Annotated in this window: 20 protein-coding genes and 1 riboswitch; of the genes, 7 read left to right on the plus strand and 13 right to left on the minus strand. The window is 71.4% G+C overall.

Annotated features, from left to right (window positions below; translation table 11 throughout):
- Positions 1–111: 111 nt before the first annotated feature.
- Positions 112–1,956: a sensor histidine kinase gene (locus tag IE258_RS27550; RefSeq protein WP_189747789.1), complete on the minus strand. Its 1,845-nt coding sequence runs from the start codon at positions 1,954–1,956 to the stop codon at positions 112–114.
- Positions 1,957–2,497: 541 nt separating this feature from the next.
- On the opposite strand from IE258_RS27550, the gene IE258_RS27555 reads away from it, so the two are divergent.
- From IE258_RS27555 to IE258_RS27575, 5 genes are all read left to right on the plus strand, one after another.
- Positions 2,498–3,796, plus strand: a complete 1,299-nt coding sequence (locus IE258_RS27555; protein WP_189747791.1) for a CHAT domain-containing protein — start codon at positions 2,498–2,500, stop codon at positions 3,794–3,796.
- A gap of 34 nt (positions 3,797–3,830) precedes the next feature.
- On the plus strand, positions 3,831–4,157 hold the full coding sequence (locus IE258_RS27560; protein ID WP_189747793.1) for a hypothetical protein: 327 nt from the start codon (positions 3,831–3,833) through the stop codon (positions 4,155–4,157).
- Positions 4,154–4,774, plus strand: a complete 621-nt coding sequence (locus tag IE258_RS27565) for a hypothetical protein (RefSeq protein ID WP_189747795.1) — start codon at positions 4,154–4,156, stop codon at positions 4,772–4,774. The genes IE258_RS27560 and IE258_RS27565 overlap by 4 nt, the downstream gene beginning before the upstream one ends.
- Entirely contained in the window at positions 4,771–9,543 is a 4,773-nt protein-coding gene (locus IE258_RS27570) for a tetratricopeptide repeat protein (protein ID WP_189747797.1), read from the plus strand. Before IE258_RS27565 ends, IE258_RS27570 begins: the two co-directional genes overlap by 4 nt.
- A 116-nt stretch (positions 9,544–9,659) precedes the next feature.
- Complete coding sequence (locus tag IE258_RS27575; RefSeq protein WP_189747799.1) at positions 9,660–10,166, plus strand: hypothetical protein; 507 nt, start codon at positions 9,660–9,662, stop codon at positions 10,164–10,166.
- Positions 10,167–10,223: 57 nt separating this feature from the next.
- Here the strand turns inward: IE258_RS27575 and IE258_RS27580 are convergent, their stop codons facing one another.
- Complete coding sequence (locus IE258_RS27580) at positions 10,224–10,460, minus strand: hypothetical protein (protein WP_229892468.1); 237 nt, start codon at positions 10,458–10,460, stop codon at positions 10,224–10,226.
- 98 nt (positions 10,461–10,558) lie between these two features.
- Entirely contained in the window at positions 10,559–11,752 is a 1,194-nt protein-coding gene (locus tag IE258_RS27585; protein WP_189747801.1) for an MBL fold metallo-hydrolase, read from the minus strand.
- Positions 11,753–11,903: 151 nt separating this feature from the next.
- Between IE258_RS27585 and IE258_RS27590 the strand changes: the two genes are divergently transcribed.
- Positions 11,904–12,524: a TetR/AcrR family transcriptional regulator gene (locus IE258_RS27590; RefSeq protein WP_159325893.1), complete on the plus strand. Its 621-nt coding sequence runs from the start codon at positions 11,904–11,906 to the stop codon at positions 12,522–12,524.
- A gap of 56 nt (positions 12,525–12,580) precedes the next feature.
- Here the strand turns inward: IE258_RS27590 and IE258_RS27595 are convergent, their stop codons facing one another.
- Positions 12,581–13,366: an SGNH/GDSL hydrolase family protein gene (locus IE258_RS27595; protein WP_189748140.1), complete on the minus strand. Its 786-nt coding sequence runs from the start codon at positions 13,364–13,366 to the stop codon at positions 12,581–12,583.
- Between the two features lie 243 nt (positions 13,367–13,609).
- Positions 13,610–14,566 (minus strand): M23 family metallopeptidase, encoded by a 957-nt coding sequence (locus IE258_RS27600; RefSeq protein ID WP_189747803.1) that lies wholly within the window; start codon positions 14,564–14,566, stop codon positions 13,610–13,612.
- Positions 14,567–14,568: 2 nt separating this feature from the next.
- A riboswitch (cyclic di-AMP (ydaO/yuaA leader) is annotated at positions 14,569–14,728 on the minus strand.
- Between the two features lie 424 nt (positions 14,729–15,152).
- Between IE258_RS27600 and IE258_RS27605 the strand changes: the two genes are divergently transcribed.
- The gene (locus tag IE258_RS27605; RefSeq protein ID WP_189747805.1) at positions 15,153–15,950 is read left to right on the plus strand and encodes a tyrosine-protein phosphatase; all 798 of its coding nucleotides are present in this window, start codon (positions 15,153–15,155) and stop codon (positions 15,948–15,950) included.
- Positions 15,951–15,975: 25 nt separating this feature from the next.
- Here the strand turns inward: IE258_RS27605 and IE258_RS27610 are convergent, their stop codons facing one another.
- From IE258_RS27610 to shc, 8 genes are all read right to left on the minus strand, one after another.
- Complete coding sequence (locus IE258_RS27610) at positions 15,976–16,095, minus strand: DUF6126 family protein (RefSeq protein ID WP_087805636.1); 120 nt, start codon at positions 16,093–16,095, stop codon at positions 15,976–15,978.
- Entirely contained in the window at positions 16,092–16,718 is a 627-nt protein-coding gene (locus IE258_RS27615) for a helix-turn-helix domain-containing protein (protein WP_127893114.1), read from the minus strand. The genes IE258_RS27610 and IE258_RS27615 overlap by 4 nt, the downstream gene beginning before the upstream one ends.
- A 110-nt stretch (positions 16,719–16,828) precedes the next feature.
- On the minus strand, positions 16,829–18,214 hold the full coding sequence (locus IE258_RS27620) for an aspartate aminotransferase family protein (protein ID WP_189747807.1): 1,386 nt from the start codon (positions 18,212–18,214) through the stop codon (positions 16,829–16,831).
- On the minus strand, positions 18,215–20,185 hold the full coding sequence (gene dxs / locus IE258_RS27625; protein WP_189747809.1) for a 1-deoxy-D-xylulose-5-phosphate synthase: 1,971 nt from the start codon (positions 20,183–20,185) through the stop codon (positions 18,215–18,217).
- 25 nt (positions 20,186–20,210) lie between these two features.
- Positions 20,211–21,365 carry a flavodoxin-dependent (E)-4-hydroxy-3-methylbut-2-enyl-diphosphate synthase gene (ispG, locus tag IE258_RS27630; RefSeq protein ID WP_189747811.1) on the minus strand — a complete coding sequence of 385 codons (1,155 nt, stop codon included), beginning with the start codon at positions 21,363–21,365 and terminating at the stop codon, positions 20,211–20,213.
- A 4-nt stretch (positions 21,366–21,369) separates the two neighbouring features.
- Complete coding sequence (hpnH, locus tag IE258_RS27635) at positions 21,370–22,392, minus strand: adenosyl-hopene transferase HpnH (RefSeq protein ID WP_030404094.1); 1,023 nt, start codon at positions 22,390–22,392, stop codon at positions 21,370–21,372.
- A gap of 6 nt (positions 22,393–22,398) precedes the next feature.
- Positions 22,399–23,040, minus strand: a complete 642-nt coding sequence (locus IE258_RS27640) for a phosphorylase family protein (protein ID WP_189747813.1) — start codon at positions 23,038–23,040, stop codon at positions 22,399–22,401.
- On the minus strand, positions 23,040–25,082 hold the full coding sequence (shc, locus tag IE258_RS27645) for a squalene--hopene cyclase (RefSeq protein WP_189747815.1): 2,043 nt from the start codon (positions 25,080–25,082) through the stop codon (positions 23,040–23,042). The genes IE258_RS27640 and shc overlap by 1 nt, the downstream gene beginning before the upstream one ends.
- Between the last annotated feature and the right edge of the window lie 28 nt (positions 25,083–25,110).

Below are 25,110 nucleotides of genomic sequence, written 5' to 3' on the forward strand. Positions count from 1 at the left end.
AGGTCTGCGGGACCGCTGGTCGTGAGGGTTGGGGAGGTGGGGGTGGGGAGGTGGGGGCGGAGGTGGAGGTGGAAAGAGGCATGGGGGTGGTGGGGCGGGTCGTACGGGTGGTCATTCGGCCGGCACGCCCGGGTCCCGGCGGGTCGGTGCCGGCGGCGCCGGTTCGGTGTGCTGCTGGGCCTCCGCGAGGCCGATGCCGCGCTGGAAGGCCGCCATCAGGCCCGGGTCGTGGCCGGTGTACTGCTCGGGTTCCTGGCGGGGTGCGGGGCCGCCGCGCAGCTGGGGCGCGATGTGCTCCTGGGCGCGGCGGCGCGGCAGTTGGGGTTTCCCCATGGTGCCGCGCACCGCGCTGTGCCGCGGGACGGGCGGGGTGGCCGCGTGCTCGGCGAGGACACCCCGGTCCTCGGACCGCACGCCGGGCACGGCGGCTGCCGGGGTGGGACGGTTCCGGTGCGTACCGCGCACGGGCAGGGGCTCGCCGTCGGCCCTGCGCACCTGGACCTGACCGGTCACCGCGGGGCCGGGGGCCGGTGGGACCGGAGCGGGTGCGGCCGCGGAGGGTGCGGCCACAGCGGGCGGGACCGCAGTGAGCGGGGCCGCAGTGAGCGGGACCGGAGCCGGGGTGTCCGGTCCCGCCGGTGGCATCGCGGGGGCCACGGCCCGCGGCTGCTGCCGGGGCTGCGGCACGGGTACCGGCTCGGTCCCGGCGGCCTGGGACGGGTGGGCCGCACCACCGGGGAGCGCACCCGGCCCGGTGCCCAGCAGGGCCTGCGGCACGACCAGCACGGCCTGTACACCGCCGTAGATGTTGGTCTGCAACCGCACGGTGATCCCGTGCCGCTTGGCGAGCTGGGAGACGACGAACAGCCCGATGCGCCCGTCGGCCAGCAGGCGGGCGACGTTGACCTGGTCGGGGTCGGCGAGCAGGGCGTTCATCCGGCTCTGCTCGCCGACGGGCATGCCCAGTCCGCGGTCCTCGACCTCGACGGCCAGGCCCGAGGTGACGAGGTTGGCGCGCATCAGCACCTGGGTCTGCGGGGCGGAGAACAGGGTGGCGTTCTCGACGAGTTCGGCCAGCAGGTGGATGACGTCGGCGACGGCGTGGCCGCGCAGGGTGCCGTCGATCGGCGGGACCAGCCGGACGCGGGAGTACTGCTCCACCTCGGCGATGGCCGAGCGCAGCACCTCGGTCATGTCGACCGGGTTGCTCCACTGGCGGCGGGAGACGGCGCCGCCGAGCACGGCCAGGTTCTCGGCGTGGCGGCGGATGCGGGTGGCGAGGTGGTCGACGTGGAAGAGGCTTTTGAGGAGGTCGGGGTCCTCGATCTCGTTCTCCAGCTCGTCCAGGATGGAGATCTCCCGGTGCACCAGGGACTGCAGGCGCCGGGCGAGGTTGACGAAGACCTCCAGTTTCTGTTCGCTGCCCGCCTGGCTGGAGAGCTGGGCGGCGCGGACGACGGCGGTGACGGCTCCGTCGTGGGCGCGGGACAGGTCGGCGGCGAGCAGTTCGAAGTCGTCGGCGTCGTCCGGCGGTCCGCCGCGCGGTGTGCGCGGGGACGGGGCCTCGCCGCGGCGCAGGGCCTCGACGACGGCGCGCAGGTCGCCCTCCTGGCGCGCGGTGCTGCGCCGCAGGGCGCCGACGCGGTCGTGCACGGACCGCGCGGCCCGGTCGGCGGCGACCGCGGCGATGACGACGGCGGCGACGGTCACCGAGACCGCCCCGGCCAGTACGCCCCACAGGACGGGGCCGGGTCGCACGCCGGTGGACCGGACGGTGAACAGGACGACCGCGCAGGCGCCGAGGGCGACCGCGACCGGCGGCAGGACGGCGAGCCGCAGGAGTTGGGACCGTATGTGGGTCTCGGGCAGCGCGGCGGTGGTCCGTGGGGCCGGCCGGCCGTGCCGCCCGCCCTCGCGGCGGTCTGCTCGCGCGGCCGGAGCGCGGAGGTGAGACATCGGTGTCCTCGTACTGGTCCGTGTACTGGTCCGTCGGCCCTACGTCGCCCGACGGACACTGACAGTAGTCGGCTGCCCCTCATGTGCGGTGGGCAGTTGCCAAAGTCCCCCGGACAACGTCCCGCTCTGGTATGAGGCCTCGTACGACAGACCGATAAGCCGGATTCGTAGCCGTTCCGTCACGACGGAGAACCGGTCGGACTCGATCAAAAGCGGTCACCGTCGGTGACCAGGCACGGGGAACCGGATGCACGCCCCCGTGAGAGGCGGCGAGCCGGATTGCCGACGGACCTCCGGGTTGCCGACGGACCTGCTCCGACTGTGCGTGCGCGGCGGCCCAGGTCTTGGGTCATGAACGGGTAGACGTCCCTGCGCCGGTTGAAGTCGGCCGCGCGGGTCGGCTTCGCCTGGTCGGCCCAGGAGGGCAGCCGATGCCGGAGGGTCTGCCGGGACCGCGCCGCGCGCACGGGGACCGTTCGACGGGCACGGCCCGATCGGCAGCAGGGCCCCACGCGGGGCGTCTCCCTGCTAAATTCTGAACATGTCGCGGGGGACGGATCCGTACGTGGCGGGCGCGATGGACCGCCGGATCGCTCTGGCCCATGAGTGGGACGAACTGGTGGAGCGTGTCCGCCGGTTGGGGCCACGGTTCGCCTCCTTCCTGGCACCACCGCGCACACAGGACTTCCTCTCGGCGGTCGGCGACGGCACCGCCGTGCTGATCAACGTGGCCAGGGAGTGCCACGCGCTCCTGGTGACGGCCTCCGGGGTGACAGCCGTGCCGCTGCCCGGCCTGTCCGCCGCGGAAATCGCCGACCGTACCGAAAGGCATCTGACGGCACTCCGCCGAACGGACCTGGCTGCTCAGCGGGTGCACCACACCCAGCAGCGAGCCCGGGTGCGCAAGGTTCCCGCCACGTATCAGGCCCACCACGCGGCGAAGATCGAGATGGCCGAGGCCCAGGCCGAGTTGGACCGGACCCTTCTGCCCCAGCTCGCCTGGCTCTGGGACACCGTCGCCGAGCCGGTCCTTCGGGCACTCGGTTCTCCCGCCAGGGCGGGCGCCGAGGCGGGACACAGAATCTGGTGGTGTCCGACCGGGCTGCTGTCCTTCCTCCCGCTCCACGCCGCCGGGTACCACGACGGGAGCGGACGCACGGTCCTGGACCGCGCTGTCTCCTCCTGCGTCCCGACCCTCCGGGCGCTGGCGAGGGCCGCCCGTGCGCCGGAAACGGAGCCGGCCGAGACCGACAAGCTGCTGGTGGTCGCCGTCCAGGAGGCAGACGGCATGTCTCCCCTCCCCCAGGTCGACGAGGAACTCCGGCTGCTCGAGGACATGTTCGGGCCGGACCGGCTGACCGTGCTGGAGGGCCCGAACGCCACTCGGGAGGCCGTCCTCGGTCAACTGCCTCAGCACCGCTGGGCTCACTTCAGCTGCCACGGCCGACAGGATCCGCTCGCCCCGTCCACCGGTGGACTACTCCTCACCGACGGAGTCCTGGGCATCAAGGAACTCGGCGCCCGCGCCTACAATGGCGACTTCGCCTTCCTCTCAGCCTGTATGACGGCTGCCGGCGGCCTCTCGCTGAGCGACGAGGCCATCACCGTCGGGGCGGCGCTGCACTACTCGGGCTTCCGGCACGTGGTGGCGGCCCTGTGGTCGATCGACGCCGACACGGCGACCGCTCTCACCGGCGACGTCTTCGGATCACTGACGCGCGGTGGGCGGTTCCGCCCGCAGGCATCCGCGGCCGCCGTCACGGAGGCCGTGATCAGGCTGAGGAACGACAGCCCCGCGCACCCCAGCAGGTGGGCGGCGTTCACTCACATCGGCCCCTGATCCGCCCGCTTCACACCACAAGAGGGGGCTCCCCATGGCACTCGTCCCGTACGAAGAGGTCAACCAGCGCTCGTTCGAGGAGGAATCCGCCAGGCGGTTCACCCTCGTCCAGGTCGCGAAGGGCACCGCCGAACTCCGCGGCCCGTGCCCCCGCTGCGGCACGGCCATCCAGATTCCCCTCGTCAGCGGCACCTACAAGAGCTTCCGGCTGTGGCGCCGCAACGGGGTCCGCCCGACCCCGCCGCCCGGAGAGGTCCACGAGGAGACAGTCATCTGCACCTGCGAGGAGGACCACCCTGGGCGGCCGGAGGGCAAGATCGGCTGCGGTGCCTACTGGTGCCTCGAGATCACCACGTCGTGAGCGCATCCCTGCGTCCGGGCCGCCCCGCGGACCCGTCCGACGCCGCCCACGCACAGGAGCACCATCGAACCCTGCGGGCCGAACTCGCGCTGGTGCGCGAGTCCGCCCACTCGTGGCGGATCGGTCTGGGAGGCCTGCTCCTCGCACTGATCGGCTTCAGCCTGATCCGGGGCCCCAGCGAGGTCGACAAGGTGGCGCCGCCCTGGCACGCGGTCATCGGCTGCTTGCTGCTCGTGTCCCTCGCCACCGGCGGGTACGGCGCCTACCGCCTGCTCAGCGCACACAACGGCAGACCCCGGACACGTCCGGTCGACCTCAGTTCCTCCCCGTCCACGCAGAACCACCTGCTCGCCCTGACGGCCTTGAGGGACCTGCGTCACGGGATCACCGCGACGTTGCTCTGCACGGTGTTCCTGGTGGCCGCCGTGGGCACCACCTGGTACGGGCCGGAGAAGGAGAAACCAAAACTGCTGGTGCGCACCGCAACAGGTGCCGTTCTGTGCGGCGACGCGGCGACCGGCGATGGACGCCGCCTCACCCTGCGGACCAAGTCCGGGCGCGTCGGAGTCGCGCTGTCGGACGTCCTCGTCATGGAGACGGTGGAGAAATGCCCATGAAACGACGATCCGGTGAGCGGGAAACGCACGAGGAGCGGCTCTACTTCGTGGAGAACCCGGCGACGGCCTGGCTGTCCGACCTGAACACCGCCGTCGAAGCCAACGAGGCCCACCTCGCCGCCCACCCCGACTGTCCCCTCCGCTGGCTGTACCAGGCCCACACCGGCGACCTCCGTGCCGCACGCGGCGAGCGGACGGAAAGCCGGGAGGACCTGGTCCGGGCGGCCGAACTGCTGAGGGAGGCGTCCACGGACCCGGAGCCCTCGATCCCGCCCGGCCGGCGTGGAGGGGTCCTCTTCAATCTCGGCAACCTGCTCACCAAGCAAGGACTCGCCGAATCGTTCACCGCCTTGAGCGAGGGCGTCGACGCCTACCGGCAGGCACTCGAACTGCTGACCGGCGCGGAGCGCCTCGCCTGTGTCTCCAACATGCTGCCGGAACTGCTGGCCGTTGCCGACCGCTCGGGTCGCCCCGAACCGCGCGAGGAGGCCCGAGAGCTCGCCCTGCGGTTCCTGGACGAGGCGGCCACGCATCCCGTCTCGGAGATCGGCGTCTGGAACGCGGCGATCGCATGCCTTCATGCGGAACCGGTCCCGACGGAGCTGCACCTCCGCCTGATCGCCAAGGCGGAGCCACTCGTCCGGCAACCCGCGCCCGACGACGTCCGCGGGCTGCGGTTCCACCGGCTGGAGACACTGCTGAGCGCGTGCTGGGAGCGGACCGGGGAACGCCGTTTCCTGTCGCGGGCCGTCGAGGCGGGCCGACAGGCCGTGGCGCTGTGCCCCACCGAGGGCAAGACGGTGGCCAACTTGGCACTCGCCCTCAAGAAGGCAGGCGCACTCGACGGGGATCCGGAACTCCTCACGGAGGCAGCCCACTTCTGTACCAGGGCTCTGGAGCTCACCCCTGCGGAATCCGACGACCATCCGTCGATGCGGGGCGATCTGGCCGGCATCCGCGTCCTGCTGAGCGAATACCAGGACCAGGAAGAGAATCTGCGCGCCGCTCTCCACGAGACCTCCGAAGTCGTCGAACACGGCCGGCACACGGGGAACTTCGGGCTCGTGCGAACGTTTCTCCCGAACCTCGCGCTGGTGCGACTGCGGCTGGGGATGGTGATCGATGACCGAGGCCTGAAGACGGACGCCCTCGACGCATTCCGTGAAGCGCTCAAGCTGCACCTGCCGCCCGGCACACGCGCCCGGTTGCTCGTCAATTACGGCTCCGGTCTGGCCCAGCTCGCCGCGCACGACGACCGTCCGGCCGACAGACTCCACGAAGCCAACCAGGCCATGACCGAAGCCCTCATCCTGCTGCCGGACGACGAACCACAACTGGGCGAGTTCCTGCGCGCCCACGCGGTCAACGCGTTCACGCTGACGGTGCACGCCGACACGGCGACGGCCCTCGACACGGCCATCGCCACGTGGGAACGCGTCCTCGCCAGGGCCACGGCGTGCTCCCTCACCGAACCGGCCCAGGTGTGCCGGGAACTCCTGGCAGTCCACTACTTGGATCGCTACGACGGCACAGCGGACGTGGCAGACCTCGGACGAGCCGTCGAACACGGCGAACACGTGCTGCGCAACCCCCACCAGGCTCTCGGAGCCGCCTGGCTGTTGCTCACCGTCTACGCGGTCGGCGATGCCTACCGTCTGCGCGCACTGGTCACCCACGACCCCAGCGACTTCGAGCACGCCATCGCGTCGGTGGCCGAGGTACTGGAATGGCCGGACCTCCCCCTGCCCATGCGGCAGAACTTCCTGACCGCCCAATCCGCCACCCACAACGACCGCTTCAACGCCTTCGGCAGGCCATCGGATCTCGACACCGCGCTGGCCTTCGCCCAGCAGGCGGTCGCCGTTCCCGTGCCCACGGGGCCGGAGTCAAGCACGCACCATCAGCTGGCCGCCTGCCTCAGCCAGAAGTACCAGCAGAGCGGCCTGGTCGAGCACCTGGACCGAGCGGTGGAGATCTGGCGCGCGGCCCGGTCGTCCATCCGCTCGAGACTCGGTGAGGACGACGACCCTCTGACCGTGTGCTACACGGACTCCGATCTCTCCGTCATCCACAACCTGTCGACCACCCTCGCCCAGCGCTACCACCTCCATCAGATCCCCTCGGACCTCGACGAGGCGCTGGACGCGATGACGATCGTGCTCCGCCACACCTCCGCGAACCGGCCCGCCCGGCCCGACCGGTTGACCTCCGCGGCGAACATGTTCCGCAGCCGCTGGTCGCGCGACGCCACGCCCGACGACCTCAGCCGGGCCCTGTCCTACGCGGAAGAGGCCGTCGCCTCCGCGCGTCCGGGATCACACACCCACCTCAACGCGGTCACCGCCCTGCTCGCCATCCATGCCGACGACCGGGACGTCCTCGGCGACGGGGGCTTCGCGGACGACGGCGGTCACGCCGAGTCGCGCGATCGGGCCGTCGAGTTCGGTGTCCGGCTGACCGAGTCGGCGGACGTCGCCGCCCTCCGGAGGGGGATACTGCTGACGCACAACACCGCCATGACGATGCGACAGCGGTGGCGTGTCTCCCGGGACCACAGCGATCTGGACCGCGCCATCTCCCTCCTCCGGAAGGTGCTCGAGCGGGTCGGCGTGGAACGCTCCCCGCTGTCGGCTCTGGCGCTGGGTTGGACTCTGCTCGATCACTCACGGACGGAGGAAACGGAGTGCTCGCCGGACTCGCCGCTGTCCGCAGCGGAGGCGCGCCGGGGAGCCGCAGCCGCCTTCCGCAGTGTGGCCTCCTCCGCCACCGCCCCCACCGGTGCGCGCTTCCAGGCCGCCCGCGGCTGGGCCACGGTCACCGGCCGCCCGGACGAGGAGACGCTGGCGGCCTGCAGGCAGTTGATGGAACTCCTGCCACTGGTGGTCTGGGTGGGAGCTCCTCGCACCGTCCGTGAGGCGGTCCTCGATGACGAGTCGGCCCTGGCACCCATGGCGGCCCTGGCAGCTCTGGAGGCCGGCCGGCCCGCCGACGCGGTGGAGTTCCTGGAGCTGGGACGCGGTGTCCTCTGGTCCCAGAGCCTCGACCTGCGCACCGACCTCACCGAGATCGAGGAGGCGGACCCGGAACTCGGCGCGCGGCTCGCCGCGGTCCGCGAGGCTCTGGACACGCCCACCACGGATGCCGGGGCGGCGGACCTCCCCCTCGTGGCCGAGTCCTCGGTACCGGCTCCCCCGGACCCCGTCGACCCGGACTGGGAGGCGGTCATCCTTCAGGTGCAACAGAGCTCGGCGAGCGGTGACCGGGCCGGCCTCTACGACCACCTCGGTCCGCTGACCACCGCCGACGATCCCCGTGTCGCCGGCTACGCGGAATTCGGCCGAGGGCTCGCCCTCATCGACCGCGGGGAACCGGAGGCCGCCCGCGAGGCACTCTCCCGCGCCGCCGCACACGGCGGTCCCTTCGCCCCCGCCGCGGCCAACACGCTGGGGGACCTGCTGGTGGCGGCCGACGACTACGGGGCCGCACGGGCTGCCTACGAACGGGCCCGCGACTCGTCCGACCAGGAGCAGTCCAGGGTGGCGGCCGCGAGCCTGGGCCGTCTGGACGAGATCGAAGCCGCGCAGACCCGGCTCGACCACGGTCTGGCCCGTGTCCTCGTACTCGGTGACGTCCCGGAACTCATCGGGCTCGCGGTGCGCCTGTTGGAGCAGAGGAGGTTCGCCGACTGCCGCCTCTTCGTGGAGCGTGCCTTCCCGCGCATCCCGTCCGAGGACCAGCCGTCGATGGCCTCGTTCCTGGCGCTTGTCCGCGGGCGGACGGGTGACGTCCCCGGGGCCCGCAGCGCCTGGGAACACGCCCTCACCAGCGACGATCCGGAGACGGCAGCGAACGCCGCCCTGGGTCTCGGCGATCTCCTGGCCGGTGAGTACACACTCGACGAAGCCCGCTCCGCCTACGCCCGCGCCCAGGACTTCCCGGGCACGGCCGACGAGGCCCGCGCCCACCTCGCGGCCCTCTCGGTCCCCTCCCCCGAGGACGCCCCCGTCGACCGGGCTCTCCGCCTCACTTTCGACTACGGGCACTGGCTGGCCCACCGCCGCCCCGCGGAGGAAGCCCTCACCGTCCTCGAGGAGGCCCTCGCCGCAGGGTGCGCCGACCCCCGCGCCCACTACTACGTCTTCGAGGTCGTCAGGCTCCGCAGGGAACCCTCGGCACAGTGGATGAGGGAATGCCTCCACCGTGTGCTCGCCCGGTCTCCCGATCCCGGTTCGCCCCTGGCTCTCATCAGCAGGGCGCGCCTGCGCCAGCTCCGCGGGGACGAGGAAGGCGCCGTGCGCATCCTCGACGACGCCTACGGCGCCGCCATCGCCCGGGGCGACGCCGAACTCGCCGCCATCGCCGCCCTGGTGCAGGCCACACACCACCAGCACGTCGAGAACGTCAACGCCGCCCACGACGCCTACCAGCGGGCCATCCGCTCGGGCCACCCCGAACTCTCCCCGACCGCCGCCTACTGGATGGCGGTCATGCTCGACGAGGCCGACCGTGGGGAGCAGGCCCGCGCCGCCTACCGGCACGTCATGATCAGCGGCCACCCGGTCCAGGGCGGCATGGCGGCTTTCACCCTCGGCATGAGCCTGGGCAGGGCCGGTGACGTCGACGGGGCCGTCAAGGCGTTCACATGGGCCGCCAACGGAGTCTGGGAGCAGTCGGCGGCCGACGCCAGGAAGATGCTGGCGAGAATCTCCGCCGACGGATCCGACTCCGCCGACCCGCCCGACCGCCCCGGCCCTCGGGGCACCGGCTGATCGGGACGTCGGCGCCGGGCACGGGCGTTGGCCGGGGGCAGGGGCCTCAGTGACGGGTCGTCACCTGGCGTCTTATCCCGTGGAAGACTACGGTGCCTGGCTCGCATACTGGCCCGATGAGGCCGCACTCCACGCATCATCGGTTCCGGGACCCGCGCAGCACGAAATACGACTTCCTCGTCTCGGTCCTCGTTCGCTGTCCCGGCTGCGCGAAAGCCGCGCACGTCGTGACTGCCCCGGCCCCGGAAGGCGGGCACGACGGTGGCCTCTTCGCTCCGAGGCGTCTCGTCTGCCGCAGCTGCGGGACGTCGAAGCAGTGGAGCGGTCGGAGTGTGGCCCTTCACCGTGACCCGCACACGTCGGCAACCGACCCGTACTTCGGCATTCCTTTGTGTCTGCAGACCGAAACCCGGCACGGATGGGTATGGGCCTACAACCTGGAACACCTTGACCTGATCAGACGCTTCGTGCAGGCGTCGCTGCGTGAGGGGATTCCCTGGCACGACCACGGCCTGAAGATGACCACGGTGGCCCGCCTGCCCTCATGGATGCAGCACGCCAAGAACCGCGACGAGGTACTGCGGGCCATCGACCGCATTCACGCCTCACTGGTTCACACCTGAGCCGGTGCGCGGCATGCAGCACGGCAAAGGCGCGGCCCGCTCGAGTCGACTGCCTGCTCACGTCGTCCCGGCAGACGGCTGGCATCGGCGGCCAGGAGGCGAGAAGGACTGCAGGAACGGGGTCGTCAACGACAACAGCGTCAACGTGTCCATCCCTGCGTCGGCGGACCTGCTCGCCATTTCGACACAGCGAGGATCGACGATCTCATCGAACTCGACGCGCCACGTCAGGTCCAGGCCGAAGCTGCCGAGGCGAACCAGTAGCTCTGCTGCTTCGGCTTCCTCGAGCGCCATGCGGCCCTCTTCCGTTCAGGGAGCAGTAGGACACGTCCCGTCAGCAAAGAGACGCTCCAGCATCTGGACCATCTCCCCCAGCTCCGGCCCGACCGACGTCACCTCTCCCCCGCAAGGTCGAGATCACCCTTGCTCGTCCCCGCCACGCCCTCGACGATCCGGGGACGGCGCCACGGGTGCGCGATCGGTGACGACACCGCCCGCCACCACGCCCCCGCCGGCAGCTTTCCGGCCGGCTCGAACGGCTCCCCCGGGGTGGGGAACGCCACCGCCTGACCGGCCTCCTCGGCCGCGTCCTTCGTCCACTCCCCCGGCTCCGCCCACGCGTGCGGCGCCAGGTTGAAGGTGCCCCAGTGGATCGGCAGCAGGGCGCCGTGCGGCCGGCCGCCCTGGAGGTCGAGGTGGGCCCGGACGCCTTCCTCGGGCGTCATGTGGATGTCCGGCCAGAACTCCGCGTACGCGCCCAGCTGGATCATCGTGGCGTCGAACGGGCCGTGCGCGGCGCCGATGTCGCGGAAGCCGTCGAAGTAGCCGGTGTCCCCGCTGTGGTACACGCGGTGTTCGTCGCCGGCGACGACCCAGGACGCCCAGAGGGTGTGCTGGGTGTTGCGCAGCCCGCGCCCGCAGAAGTGCCGGGCCGGGGTGGCGGTGAGGGTGAGGCCGCCGACGCGCGTCGACTCGTGCCAGTCCAGCTCGCGCAACCGGTCGGGGGAGACCCCCCAGTGTTCGAGGTGGCCGCCGACGCCGAGCGGCACGGCGAACACGGTGTCCGTGCCGGCCAGCGCCTTGATCGTCGGCATGTCCAGATGGTCGTAGTGGTCGTGGGAGATGACGACGACGTCGACCGGGCCCAGGGCGGCGAGCGGCAGCGGCACCGGGTGCAGGCGCTTGGGGCCGGCGAAGGGGAACGGGGAGCAGCGCTCGCCCCACACCGGGTCGAAGAGCACGCGCTGCCCGTCGATCTCGGCGAGCACGCTGGAGTGGCCCATCCAGGTCAGCCGGAGCCCGGTGGCGGGTGGCCGGGCGAGGTCGGCCAGGGTGGTGGCGTGCACCGGGATCGGTCCCCGCGGGGACCGGCGCAGCCGCGCCTCCTTGTTGAAGTAGATCTTGGCGAATTCGGCGGCCGATCCGGAGGGCCGGGTCCGGGCGGTGCCGCCGGGGTTCTGGAAGACGCCGTCGCGGAAGTGCGGCGATCTGCGGATGCGCGCCATGCGCTCACCGCTCGGGTCCACGCCGAAGGCGGCGGGCCGCGGCACGCTGAGCCCGGGACTCGGGGAACGGAAAGCGGCCACGGTACCTCCAGGTGGAGTGGTTCAGGCTCTCGTTATGGTCGTCTCGTCCTACGTCACCTCGAACGACGGACGTCACATCCGTGTTCCCCCGGTCCGCGACGACCGGCGAGAACGTCGCCGCACGTCCGGGCGCCTGTATAGGGTGACGTGCGTGGGGAGAGTCCGGTTGAGCGTGGCGGAGCGGCGCGAGGAGCTGCTGGGCGCCGCCATCGAGCAGATATCGGCGCGGGGCGTGGCGGCACTGCGGATCGCCGACGTGGCCGCGGCGCTCGGCGTCAGCAACGCCCTGGTGCTCTATCACTTCTCCACTAAGGAGCGCCTGGTCGCCGCCGCGTTCACCCATGCCGCCGAGGACGACCTCGCCCATCTGCGGGGGCTGCTGGCCCGTCGTACGTCGGCGTTGCGCCGCCTGCGGGCGGCCGTGCGGTGGTACGCGCCGACCGGTCCGGCCAAGGGCTGGCGGCTGTGGATCGAGGGCTGGGCGGCGGCGCCGCGCGAGCCCGCGCTGCGGGAGGTCACCCGCGAGCTGGACCGCCAGTGGAAGGCGGCGATCGCCGAGGTCATCGCCGAGGGCGTGGCCGCCGGGGAGTTCTCCTGCCCCGAGCCGGACGCCGCGGCCCTGCGGCTGACGGCGTTGCTGGACGGGCTGGCGGTACAGCTCACGTCGTACACGGGCACGGTGTCGCGGGCCCGGGCGCAGGAGTGGGTGGACGAGGCGCTGGCCCGGGAACTGGGCCTGGAGCGAGCGGCCCTGGCGGCCACGCGGCGCTGACGCCCGTACGCCCGCCGCCCCATACCGGGGCCCGTGGCACGCCCGCTCCCCCGCCGTCAGGCCACCGACGCGATCCGCGTCTTGATGTCGTCCGGCGACAGGGTGCCCTTGGCCGTCACGTGGTCGCCCGAGGACTCGCCCCGCAGCCGGCGCCCGATCCACGGCACCAGGTACTCGCGCGCCCAGTGCACGTCGTCGCGCCGGACGTCGAGCGTGCCGCGCGGCGGCAGGGGCGGCCAGGGCTGGTCCGGGTCGGCCGGGACCCGCAGGCCGAGGGCCTGCCCCGCGCGCAGCGCCACACGGGTGTGGCCCTCCGGCGACAGGTGCAGCCGGTCGGCGTCCCACGCCCTGCGGTCCTGGACGCTGCGCAGCGACCACAGGTCGAGCACCGGGCAGCCGTAGCGGTCGGCGATGGCGCGTACGTGCCCGTTGTACGTGGCGATCTTGCCGCGCAGGTGTTTGAGGACGGGCACCCCGCGGGTGTCGAACCCGGTGGTCACCAGGACGGTGCCGGCCGCGGCGGTCAGCGCGGCCACCGCCAGCTCGAAGCGCTCGGCGACCTCGTCGGGATCGGTGCCGGGCCGGATGATGTCGTTGCCACCCGCCGCGAACGAGACGAGGTCCGGCGCGAGTGCGACGACCCGTGGGACCTGTTCCGCCACGATCTGGTCGAGGAGCCTGCCGCGCACGGCGAGGTTCGTGTACGTGAAGTCGCCCTCGGGGCGCCGGTCCGCGAGCAGTACGGCGAGCCGGTCGGCCCAGCCGACGAACGCCCCGTCGGGGCCGGTGTCGCCGACGCCCTCGGTGAAGCTGTCCCCCACCGCCACGTACGACCCGATCACTGCTCTGCTGTCACTCTTCGAATCGTCTGCCACATCGGCCCATGATTCACCTTGGAATGTGACCTACGCGACCGTAGGAAGGGGTTGACGGGCGGTGAGAAAGGCCACGCCTAAAGTGTTCGTCAATTCCGGAATACATCGGGGGACGGATACGCGGATACCCCGCGTGCCGGACACGCCGAAGGCCGGACCCGGGGATCGGGGTCCGGCCTTCGGGGTGCGGAGGCTGCGCGGGTCCGGTCGTCAGACGGAGACGCCGTGCGAGCGCAGGAACGCGATCGGGTCGATGTCCGAGCCGTAGTCCGGCGTGGTGCGGATCTCGAAGTGCAGGTGCGGGCCGGTCACGTTGCCGGTGGCACCGGAGAGGCCCACCTGCTGACCCGCCGTCACCGACTGACCGGCGGAGACGGAGAGCGAGGAGAGGTGGGCGTACTGGGCGTAGTGGCCGTCGGCGAGCTGGATGACGACCTGGTTGCCGTACGCGCCGCCCCAGCCGGCGGAGACGACGGTGCCCGCGCCGACGGCCTTGAGAGAGGTGCCGGTCGGGACGACGAAGTCGGTGCCGGTGTGGTAGCCGCTGGACCACATGCTGCCGGACTGGTGGTACGGGGTACCGACGGTGCCGCCCTGGACGGGGGAGGTGTAGCCGCTGGTGGTGCCCGCGGACTGAGTACCGGTGTTCGAGGAGCCGGAGGAGTCCGCGGAGGAAGAGGAGGCGGCCTTCTCGGCGTCCGCCGACTTCTGGGCCGGCTTCTCGACGGCCGACTTCTCGGCGGACTTCTCCGCGGGCTTCTCCGTCTGCGCGGAGGACGGCGCCGCAGACTTGGCGGCCTGGCCGCCGATCGACAGCTCGAGACCGGGGTGGATCAGCGACGGGTCGGAACCGACGGCCTCGCGGTTGTCCGCGTAGAGCTTCTTCCAGCCGCCGTCGACGTGCTGCTCGTCGGCGATCTTCGAAAGGTAGTCACCGCTCTTCACGGTGTACGTCCGGGAATCCGAGTTCTTCTCGTCGCCGCTCGCGGCGGTCTTCTTGGCCGACGTCGCGGCGGCCTGCTCGGAAACGGAGTGCGCGGGGGCGGCGTTGGCGGCGGCGGCACCCATCAGCGGGAGTGCGAGCGCGGCGCCGCCGGTTCCGGCGACGGCGATGGCGCGGGTCAGGCGCATGGCCCTGGTACGGCGGTGCTTACCCTTCGCGGGCATGGCGAATTCCTCTCCGGCGCCTGCGAGGTGAGCTGTCGGGTGCGGGCTGGAGATGCCCGGCCGCGCCGAAACGCGGCTTTACCCCAAGCCGTTCCGGGAACCGGAACAGGCAGTTCTACCTGTGGGTCCCCCGCTCCTGCCGTGTACGGGTGGTGGATGAGTGCGGGCTCCGGTCGGCGGCAGGATTAGGCGTCCGTCCGGATCGGTGGTGAACGTAAGGGACCAAGACGCGCAGGGACAAGCGAGGGTTTCGTTCGCCCGGTGTTCCGATTGATCCTTTACGGGAATTACCGGTAACCCTGCGTCGATTTCCGTCGCGTCGATTTCCCTGAAGGGCCTTGAGAAACAGCTGAATTACGTGAACATGACGGGCAACGCACGGTCACGGATATGACGCTGCTCACGCACCCCTCACCCACCCTCCGTCATTCCGGGCGCAGTTGTTACGAAGGCACCAATTCGGACAGAAAGCTCTTATCGGCCCGCACTATCCCTCGGGGCATGATTTCGCACCCCGGTCATGCCGTATCGTCGTGGGACGCCCGTCGGCGAGCAGCGGCGGCGGGGTGGACCGGGAGGAGCCCCCGTGACGCAGCAGGTCCCGTCGACCGAACCCGAGCTGACCGGCGTGCGCAACTTCCGGGACGTGGGCGGACTGCCCACCGTGGACGGGCGGCGGGTGCGGCAGGGGGTGCTGTTCCGCAGCGGTCACCTGGCTCACGCCACCGGGGAGGACGCCGCGTTCCTGGCCTCGCTGGGCCTGCACACGATCTTCGACTTCCGCAACGCGGCCGACCAGAAGCTCGAGGGCCCGGACGTCGACCTGCCGAGCGTGCGCAATGTGAACCTGCCGCTGAGCGACCCGGCCGACGGCGCCGAGTTCTGGAAGATGGTCCGTGACGGCGATCTCGACCAGCTGCGCGAGATCCTGGCCGACGGCAAGGCCGCGGACCGGATGATCGGCTCCTACCGCTCGATCGTCACGGAGCGCACGGCGGAGCACTCCCGCATCCTGCACGCGCTCGCCGAGGACAGCGTCCCCGCGCTGATGCACTGCGCCGCCGGGAAGGACCGTGCGGGCCTGTCCATCGCCGTCACGCTGCTCGCCCTGGGTGTCGAGCGCGAGGCCGTCGTCGAGGACTACCTGAAGTCGAACGCCGCGCACCGCCGCTACAAGGTGCGCCGCAGCGGCTCCGCGGCCTCGGCCTACTCCCCCGAGGTCATGGAGCTGCTCAGCCCTCTGTTCGACGCGCGCGCCGAGTACCTGGCGGCTGCCTTCGAGACCGTCGAGGAGACGTGGGGCGGCGTCGACGCCTACCTGGAGCAGGGTCTGCGACTCACTCCCGCGACCCGGGAGCGGCTGCGCGAGCGGATGCTGGACTGAGCCGGGGCACCCGCTCGCGACGGCGCTACTTGGCGCCCACCTCGAACAGCAGATAGAGGAAACCGCCGAAGACGTGCCCCAGGGCGATGTAGATGATCAGTCGCACCCACAGGGCGCGCGGGAACTTCTCCTGCATGGTGCTCATGGCATCTCTCCGGGGTTCGGGCCGGCGGCCGGGCCGAGGCACAGTGCGGCCGCCGGGCTCTGCAGCAGGGTGTGGACGAAGAGCAGCTCGACCCCGTCGGGGTCCTGGGCGGCGATCCGGTGCGGGGTCATCGAGTCGAAGTGCGCGCCGTCCCCCGCGGTGAGCCGGTGCTCGGTGTCGCCGAGGCGCAGGCGCAACCGGCCCCTGAGGACGTGCAGCCACTCCTCACCGGGGTGCACCCGCACGACGTCGCCCTGGGAGCCGTACGGCACCTGGACGCGCAGGGCGTGCATGCCGCGGCCCGGCGCACCGGCCCGGTAGTACGTCCAGCCGCCCGCGCTCGTGGGTTCCATGTCGGCGGCGCGCACGACGGCGTCCCGGTCGGCCGCCGTCTCCCCCAGCAGCTCGGCGACGGTCGTACCGTAGACCCGGGCCAGGGAGAGCAGCATCGGCAGCGAAGGCTGGCGCTGCCCGGTCTCCAGCCGGGAGAGGTGGGCGGGCGAGAGCCCCGCGGCGCGGGCCGCGGTCTCCAGGGTGAGGGCGGCCCGCCGCCGCAGCTCCCGCAGCTGGGGCGCGACGGCGGCGACGGTCCCCTCGGCGGGGCCGGTCTCGGAGGAGCTCATGCCCCCATTCAGCCCCACCCTTGCCCGCCAGGCAAATTTCTTGCCTCATAGGCAAAAGCCTGGGCGAAAGCCCGACGATCGGCCGCACGGACGGCCGGGCCAGGCCGGGCTCAGCGGTTGGCCACCGCCTGCTTGACCAGGGTCTTGCCGAAGTCCCACATCAGGCCACCCCCATTGTGCGCGTCCTCCATCACCTCCGTGAAGGCGTCGACGAACCGGTCGGCGTCGGCCGTGTCGATGATCAGCGGCGGGATCAGCTTGATCACCTCCAGGTGGTCGCCGGACACCTGGGTCAGGATGCGGTGCCGCTGCAGCAGCGGCACGACCACCATCTGCGCGAACAGTCCCTTCCGCGCGGCCTGCAGCATCGTCCAGCGGCTGCGCAGCTTCAGGGACTGGGGGCGGCCGAACTCGATGCCGATCATCAGCCCGCGGCCCCGGACGTCGGCGAGCAGTTCGTAGCGGCCCACCAGCTCGGCGAGCCGGGACTTCAGCCGCTCCCCCACCGCGGCGGCGTTCGCCACGATCTGCTCGTTCTCCATCACCGACAGCACCGCGAGCCCCGCGGCCATGGCCTGCGCGTTGGACCCGAAGCTCGCCGAGTGGACCTGCACGCGGTCCATCGAGGAGTACACCTTCTGGAAGATCCAGTCCCTGCCCAGGGTGGCGCCCACCGGGACGTAGCCGCCGGACAGCGCCTTGGCGACGCAGACCAGGTCGGGTTCGACCCCGTCCGAGTGCTGGTAGGCGTAGAACTTGCCGGTCCGGCCGAGGCCCGTCTGCACCTCGTCGGCGATCAGCAGCGCCTTGTGCCGGTGCAGCAACTCCTGTGCGGCGAGCAGGTAGCCGGGCGGTACCTCGTGCACGCCCTTGCCCTGGACCGGCTCCACGATCAGGGCGGCCACATCGCCCTTCTTCAGCTCGCGCGCCAGGGCGTCCAGGTCGCCGAGCGGGACGGCGGTGTCGGGCAGCAGGGGTGCGAAGCCCTTGCGGAACGAGTCCTCGCCGTTGACGGACAGGGAGCCGGCGGTCAGTCCGTGGAAGGCGTGCGAGCAGTACAGGATCCGCTGCCTGCCGGTCGCGTACCGGGCGAACTTCAGGGCGGTCTCGACGGCCTCGGTACCGCTGTTGCCGAAGAAGACGCGGTCCAGGTGCGGGCTGTAGGAGAGCAGCTTCTCCGCCAGCAGGCCGGGCAGCGGCGGGCAGTCGAAGCGGGTCAGGTCGGCGAGCGAGGCGTCGAGGACGTCGTGCAGCGCCTTGCGGACGACGGGGTGGTGGCGGCCCAGGCCCATGACGGCGAACCCGGCGAGCATGTCCAGGTAGTCGTTGCCGTCCGCGTCCCAGAAGTGCGCGCCCTCGGCCCGCTCGTAGACCTTGTCGAAGCCGATGGTGCGCAGCATGCGCGGCTGCTGGTGGTTGAGGTACTTGGCGTGCAGCTCGTACCGCTCGGCCCCGCGCTCGGCCAAGAGCGCGGCGAGGTCGAACTCCTTGGTCATTCAGTTCTCTCCTTGCACTGGCATGACGATCCGTCCTTCGCCGGACTGCCGTCCGTCGCCGGGCTGTTCCACTGCCGGTCTCCCGGGCTCCTCCACGGCCGGTTCGGCCAGGGCCAGGCTCGCGCTGATCCGGCCGGCGACGTCGACCGGGGTGAGGCCGATGTCCGCGAGCACCTCGGCGCGCTTGGCGTGCGCGAGGAACTGCTCGGGAATGCCGAAGCGGCGTACGGGGACGTCGACCTCGGTGTCGCCGAGCGCCAGCGCCACCGCGGAACCGACCCCTGCGGCACGGCTGTTGTCCTCGACGACGGCCACCAGCCGGTGCCGGGCCGCCAGCGGCGCGAGCGCCGGGTCGACGGGCTTGACCCAGCGCGGGTCGACGACGGTGCAGCCGATGCCGCGGGCCTCGAGGAGTTCGGCGGCGCCGAGGCAGACGGGCGCCATCACACCCACGGCCACGAGCAGCACCTCGGGGCGGTCCGCGGCGTGCAGGACGTCCAGGCCGCCGATCCGGTCCACGGCGGGTACGGCGGGCCCGACGGACTCCTTCGGGAAGCGCAGCAGCGTCGGCGCGTCGTCCACCGCGACCGCCTCGCGCAGCTGTGCGCGCAGTTGGTCGGCGTCGCGCGGCGCGGCGATGCGCAGCCCGGGGACGACCTGGAGGACGGACATGTCCCACATGCCGTTGTGCGAGGCCCCGTCGACGCCGGTGACGCCCGCCCGGTCCAGGACGAAGGTGACCCCGCAGCGGTGCAGGGCCACGTCCATCAGGAGCTGGTCGAAGGCGCGGTTGAGGAAGGTGGCGTAGACGGCGACGACCGGGTGCAGTCCGCCGGTGGCGAGGCCCGCGGCGGACACTGCGGCGTGCTGCTCGGCGATGCCGACGTCCCAGACGCGGTCGGGGAACCGTTCGGCGAAGGGGGCGAGGCCGACGGGGTGCAGCATGGCCGCGGTGATCGCCACCACGTCCTCGCGCTCCTCGCCGATCCGGACGATCTCCTCCCCGAACACCGAGGTCCAGGAGGGCCCGCCCGACGGGCTGAGCGGCTCGCAGGTGAGCGGGTCCATCACGCCGACGGTGTGGAAGTGGTCCTCCTCGTCGCGCAGTGCGGGTTCGTAGCCGCGGCCCTTCTCGGTGAGGCAGTGCACCAGTACGGGGCCGTGGAAGCGTTTGGCACGGCGCAGCGCCGACTCGACGGCGCCGATGTCGTGCCCGTCGATCGGGCCGAGGTACTTCAGCCCCAGGTCCTCGAAGAGCCCCTGCGGTGCGAAGGCGTCCTTGAAGCCCTTCTTGGCGCCGTGCAGGGCCTCGTAGACGGTGTTGCCGACCACGGGGGTGCGCTGGAGCACGTCCTTGCCCCAGGCCAGGGCCCGCTCGTAGCTGTCGGTGGTGCGCAGGGTCGCGAGGTGGTTGGCGAGGCCGCCGATGGTCGGGGCGTACGAGCGTTCGTTGTCGTTGACGACGATGATCAGCGGCCGGTCCCTGGCCGCCGCGATGTTGTTCAGCGCCTCCCAGGCCATGCCGCCGGTGAGCGCGCCGTCACCGATGACGGCGACGACGTGGCTGCGCTCCCCCTGCACCTGGCGGGCCTTGGCGAGGCCGTCGGCCCAGCCGAGGACGGTGGAGGCGTGGCTGTTCTCGATGACGTCGTGCTCGGACTCCTCGCGCGAGGGGTAGCCGGACAGGCCGCCCTTGCTCCGCAGCTTGGAGAAGTCCTGACGTCCGGTCAGCAGTTTGTGCACGTAGCTCTGGTGGCCGGTGTCCCACAGGATGCGGTCGTCCGGCGACTCGAAGACCCGGTGCAGGGCGACGGTGAGCTCCACCACGCCGAGGTTGGGTCCGAGGTGACCACCGGTGCGGGCGACCGCGTGCACCAGGAAGTCACGTATCTCGTCGGACAGTTCACCGAGTTCCGCCTCGGACAGCGCCTTCAGGTCGCGTGGTCCCCGGATGTTCTCCAGAATCGTCACGCTCGGGCCCCCTTCGGTCCGCGTTTCAGCTCACGGTGACGGCCGGCTCCCCCGACGCGCCGTCCTTCTCCATCTGCTCCGCGATCCTCATCGCCTCCTCGATGAGGGTCTCCACGATCTTCGACTCGGGAACGGTCTTGACGACCTCGCCCTTGACGAAGATCTGCCCCTTGCCGTTGCCGGAGGCGACGCCGAGGTCCGCCTCGCGGGCCTCGCCGGGGCCGTTGACGACGCAGCCCATGACGGCCACGCGCAGCGGCACCTCCATGCCCTCCAGACCGGCGGTGACCTCCTCGGCCAGCTTGTAGACGTCGACCTGGGCGCGGCCGCAGGACGGGCAGGAGACGATCTCCAGCCGGCGTTCCCTGAGCCCCAGCGACTGCAGGATCTGGATGCCGACCTTGATCTCCTCGACCGGCGGCGCGCTCAGCGACACCCGGATGGTGTCGCCGATGCCCTGGGAGAGCAGCGCGCCGAAGGCGACGGCCGACTTGATCGTGCCCTGGAACGCCGGGCCGGCCTCCGTCACGCCCAGGTGCAGCGGGTAGTCGCACTGCGCGGCCAGTTGCCGGTATGCCTCGACCATGACGACCGGGTCGTTGTGCTTGACCGAGATCTTGATGTCCCTGAAGTCGTGCTCCTCGAAGAGCGAGGCTTCCCAGAGGGCGGACTCGGCGAGGGCCTCGGGGGTCGCCCTGCCGTACTTCTGCAGCAGGCGGCGGTCCAGGGAACCCGCGTTCACACCGATGCGGATCGGCGTGCCGTGGTCCTTGGCCGCCTTGGCGATCTCCTTGACCTTGTCGTCGAACTGCTTGATGTTGCCCGGGTTCACCCGGACCGCCGCGCAGCCCGCCTCGATCGCGGCGAAGACGTACTTGGGCTGGAAGTGGATGTCCGCGATCACCGGGATCTGCGACTTCCTCGCGATCACGGGCAGCGCGTCGGCGTCGTCCTGGGTGGGGCAGGCCACCCGGACGATCTGACAACCCGACGCCGTCAGCTCGGCGATCTGCTGGAGCGTGGCACCGATGTCGGACGTACGGGTGGTCGTCATCGACTGCACCGACACCGGGGCCCCACCCCCGACCGCCACCGGCCCGACCTGGATCCGCCGCGACACGCGCCGCTCGGCGATCGGCCGGACCGGTACCTCGGGGAGCCCCAAGGGGATGGCGGTCATGACGTCACTCCCGGTTCGAGGAGACGGTCTCGCGCATGGCGCGCAGGGACTCCTTGAGCGAGCCCATGGTGGCCAGGACGGCGGTGGGCTCGTAGCCGCAGTGCGCCATGCAGTTGTCGCAGCGCGGGTCCTTGCCGCGGCCGTACTTGTCCCAGTCGGTCTTCTCGATCAGCTCCCGGTACGTCGGGACGTAGCCGTCGCTCATCAGGTAGCAGGGGCGCTGCCAGCCGAAGAGCGAGTAGTTCGGGATCGCCCAGGCGGTGCACGGGAAGTCGACCTTGCCCTCGAGGAAGTCGAGGAACAGCGGGGAGTGGTTGAGCCGCCAACGGGCCCGGTTGCCGCCGGAGAATGCCTTCCTGAACAGCTCGCGGGTCTGCTCCACGCCCAGGAAGTGCTCCTGGTCGGGTGCCTTCTCGTAGGCGTAGGCGGGCGAGATCATCATCTCGTCGACCTTGAGGTCGTCGTTGAGGAAGTTGAGCACCTCGACGATGGTCTGCGGGGTGTCGGTGTTGAAGAAGGTCGAGTTGGTGGTCACCCGGAAGCCGCGCCGCTTGGCCTCCTTGATGGCCTCCACGGCCTCGTCGAACACGCCTTCCTTGGCCACGGACTCGTCGTGCCGCTCGCGCAGTCCGTCGATGTGCACCGCGAAGGCGAAGTACGGCGAGGGCTTGAACTTGTCCATCTTCTTGCGCATGAGCAGCGCGTTGGTGCAGAGGAAGACGTACTTCCGCTTGGCCACCAACTGCCGCACGATCTCGTCGATCTGGGGGTGCATCAGGGGTTCGCCGCCGGCGATGGAGACCATCGGCGCGCCCGATTCGAGCACCGCCCCCACGGCCTGCGCGACCGGCATGCGCTGCTTGAGCACCCCGGCCGGGTGCTGGATCTTTCCGCACCCCTCACACTTCAGGTTGCAGGCGAAGAGCGGCTCCAGCTCCACGATGAGCGGGAACTTGTCCCGTCGGCGAATCTTCTGTTCGGCCAGGTATGTAGCGACCTTGATGGACTGGCGCAGGGGCATGGCCATCTGGGCTCACCTCCGGGGGAGCAACAAAGAACGGTGCCATTCGAAAAATGCGGGAAGAACGGATCGAAGAACGCGGAAAGCCGATATTCCACCGCGCACGGTGCCGATCCGGACGAGTTCGTGTTCTGGAGCGTCCACGACCACTCGGACGGCCGCAACCGGGCGCGGGCCCGTGCGGACGGCGCTCAGGAGCGTGGCCGCGGACTCCATGTCCACGGCGATCGCGCCGGTCGCGAGCAGGTCGGCGCGTTCGGGGCCGCGGACGACGTGGTCCGAGCCGGTCAGCGGCCCGGTGTGGACGGTGCGCCCGGGGACGGCTCGCGCGAGTTCCTTGACGAGCCGGTCGGTCGAGACGCAGGGGACGGTGGAGCGGGGGTCCCGGGTCTCCTCGGCGACGACCAGGTCGCCGGGGTGCATGCCGGTGGCCAGTCCCGCGCAGAAGCCGGTGGCGAGGACGGCGGCCGACTCGAGCGCCGGGTCGGCGAGGACCCGGGCGACCGAGCGTTCCGCGGCCTTGGGGCCCATGCCGGTGCGCAGGACGGTGACCGGCCCGCCGGCGCCGGCGCGGTCGCCGGTGCGCAGGGCGAGGTGCTCGATGCCGAGCGCGCAGGCGATCAGCAGCGGGGACGGGCCGGTCTGCGGGGTCATCAGCTGCCCTTCACCTCGGCCGCGGCGGACTCGGCGGGGGCCTCGGTGGCGCGGGACTTCTTGGCGAAGGGCTCCCCGTTGACGTACCGGCCGAGCGCGGTGAGCGGGAAGACCTGGCGGTAGAGGTTGTAGTTGATGGAGAAGTCCCACGGGAAGCCGGTGCCCGTGAAGTAGGGCTCGTCCCAGGAGCCGTCCTCCCGCTGGGTGGCCGCCAGCCACTCGATGCCGCGCGCCACGGCCTTGGACTCCCGCTCCCCCGCCGCCAGCAGGGCCATCAGCGCCCAGCCGGTCTGCGAGGCGGTCGAGGCGCCCCGGCCGCTCCACTCCCGGACGTAGCGGTAGGAGCGCAGGTCCTCGCCCCAGCCGCCGTCCTCGTTCTGGACGGACTCCAGCCAGCGCACCGCGCGCCGGATGGCCTGGTGCGAGGTGGGCAGCCCCGCGGCGGTCAGGGCGGGGATCACGGACCCGGTGCCGTAGACGTAGTTGACGCCCCAGCGGCCGAACCAGGAGCCGTCGGCCTCCTGGGCGTCCAGGAGCCACCGGATGCCGCGGCGGGTGCGCGGGTCGTGGGCGAGGCCCTCGACGGCGAGCATCTCGACGACGTGCGCGGTGACGTCGGCGGACGGCGGGTCGATGACCTCGCCGAAGTCGCAGAACGGCAGCCGGTTGGGGAAAGCGCTGGTGTTGTCGACGTCGAAGGCGCCCCAGGCGCCGTTCTTCGACTGCATGCCGAGGTTCCAGCGCACCCCGCGGCCGATCGCCTTCTCCACCCGCTCCGGGTCGTGGTGCCTGACCCGGCGCAGGGCGAGGACCACCTCGGCGGTGTCGTCGATGTCGGGGTAGTTGTCGTTGTGGAACTCGAACGCCCAGCCGCCCGGCGGGAGTCCGGGGCGCTTCACCGACCAGTCGCCGGGGCGCACGATCTGCTCGCCGAGCATCCAGTCGGATGCCTTCACCAGTTGCGGGTGGTCCTCGGGGACGCCCGCGTCGGCGAGCGCGATGGTGGCCAGGCAGGTGTCCCACACCGGGGACTGGCATGCCTCGATCATCCGGGCGCCGTCCTCGCGCCACACGGCGAAACGGTCCAGCGACTCCAGGCCCGCGCGCATCACGGGGTGTTCGAGGTCGTAGCCGAGCAGATAGAGCGCGATGACCGAGTAGACGGCGGGGGGCTGGATGCCGCCCCAGCAGCCGTCGTTCTCCTGCCGCTCGATGATCCAGCGGGCGGCGCTGTTCATCGCGGCCCTGCGCAGCCGGCGCGGGGCGACCTTGCGGTAGGCGTGCAGGGCCTTGTCGATGCGCTGGAAGGCGCCGTCCCAGCTGGCCGCCGGGGCCAGGGGGCGCGGCGGATTGGGCCGGGCCGGGTCGGTGTGCAGTTCGTCCAGCGGGAAGGGCGCGGGTCGCACCGGCCGCTTCGCGGAGACGATGGTGAGCGGCACGATGGTCTGCCGGGCCCAGCAGCCGAAGTCGTAGATGTTGAGCGGGACCCAGGTGGGGAAGTAGATGAGTTCCGGTGGGAGTTCGGGCAGGTCGTCCCACTTCCACCAGCCGAACAGGGCCAGCCAGATCCGGGTGAAGACCCGGGCGGAGGCGATGCCGCCGCGGGACCTGATCCATTCGGCGGCCCGGGCCATGTGGGGCGCGTCGGGCGCGTCGCCGGCCAGGCGGAGGGCGACGTATGCCTCGATGGTGGTGGACAGCTCGCCGGGGCCGCCGTAGAAGGTGGCCCAGGTGCCGTCCTCGCGCTGCTCGCCGCGGATGAACAGGGCGGCGGCGCGGGTGGTCTCCTCGTCCTGGATGCCCAGGAACTGACGCAGGAGCAGGTCTTCGGCGTCCATCGTGACGTTCGTCTCGAGGTCGCCCTTCCACCAGCCCTGGGCGTCCTGCTTGGAGAGCAGGAAGTCGGTGGCGCGCCGGGTGGCGCGTGCGGCGGCTTCGGGTACCCCGGCCGCCGCGGCGGGGATCGTGATGTCGGTGTCGCTGGCCGAGGCTGCCAGGGGCCTCACGGAGGCCCCGGTGCTTCCGTCGGTCGTCGCTGTCATGGCTTCCCCTTCGTGCAGTGTGCGTGGT

The organism is Streptomyces tendae, assembly GCF_014650435.1.
Lineage (GTDB): Bacteria > Actinomycetota > Actinomycetes > Streptomycetales > Streptomycetaceae > Streptomyces > Streptomyces tendae.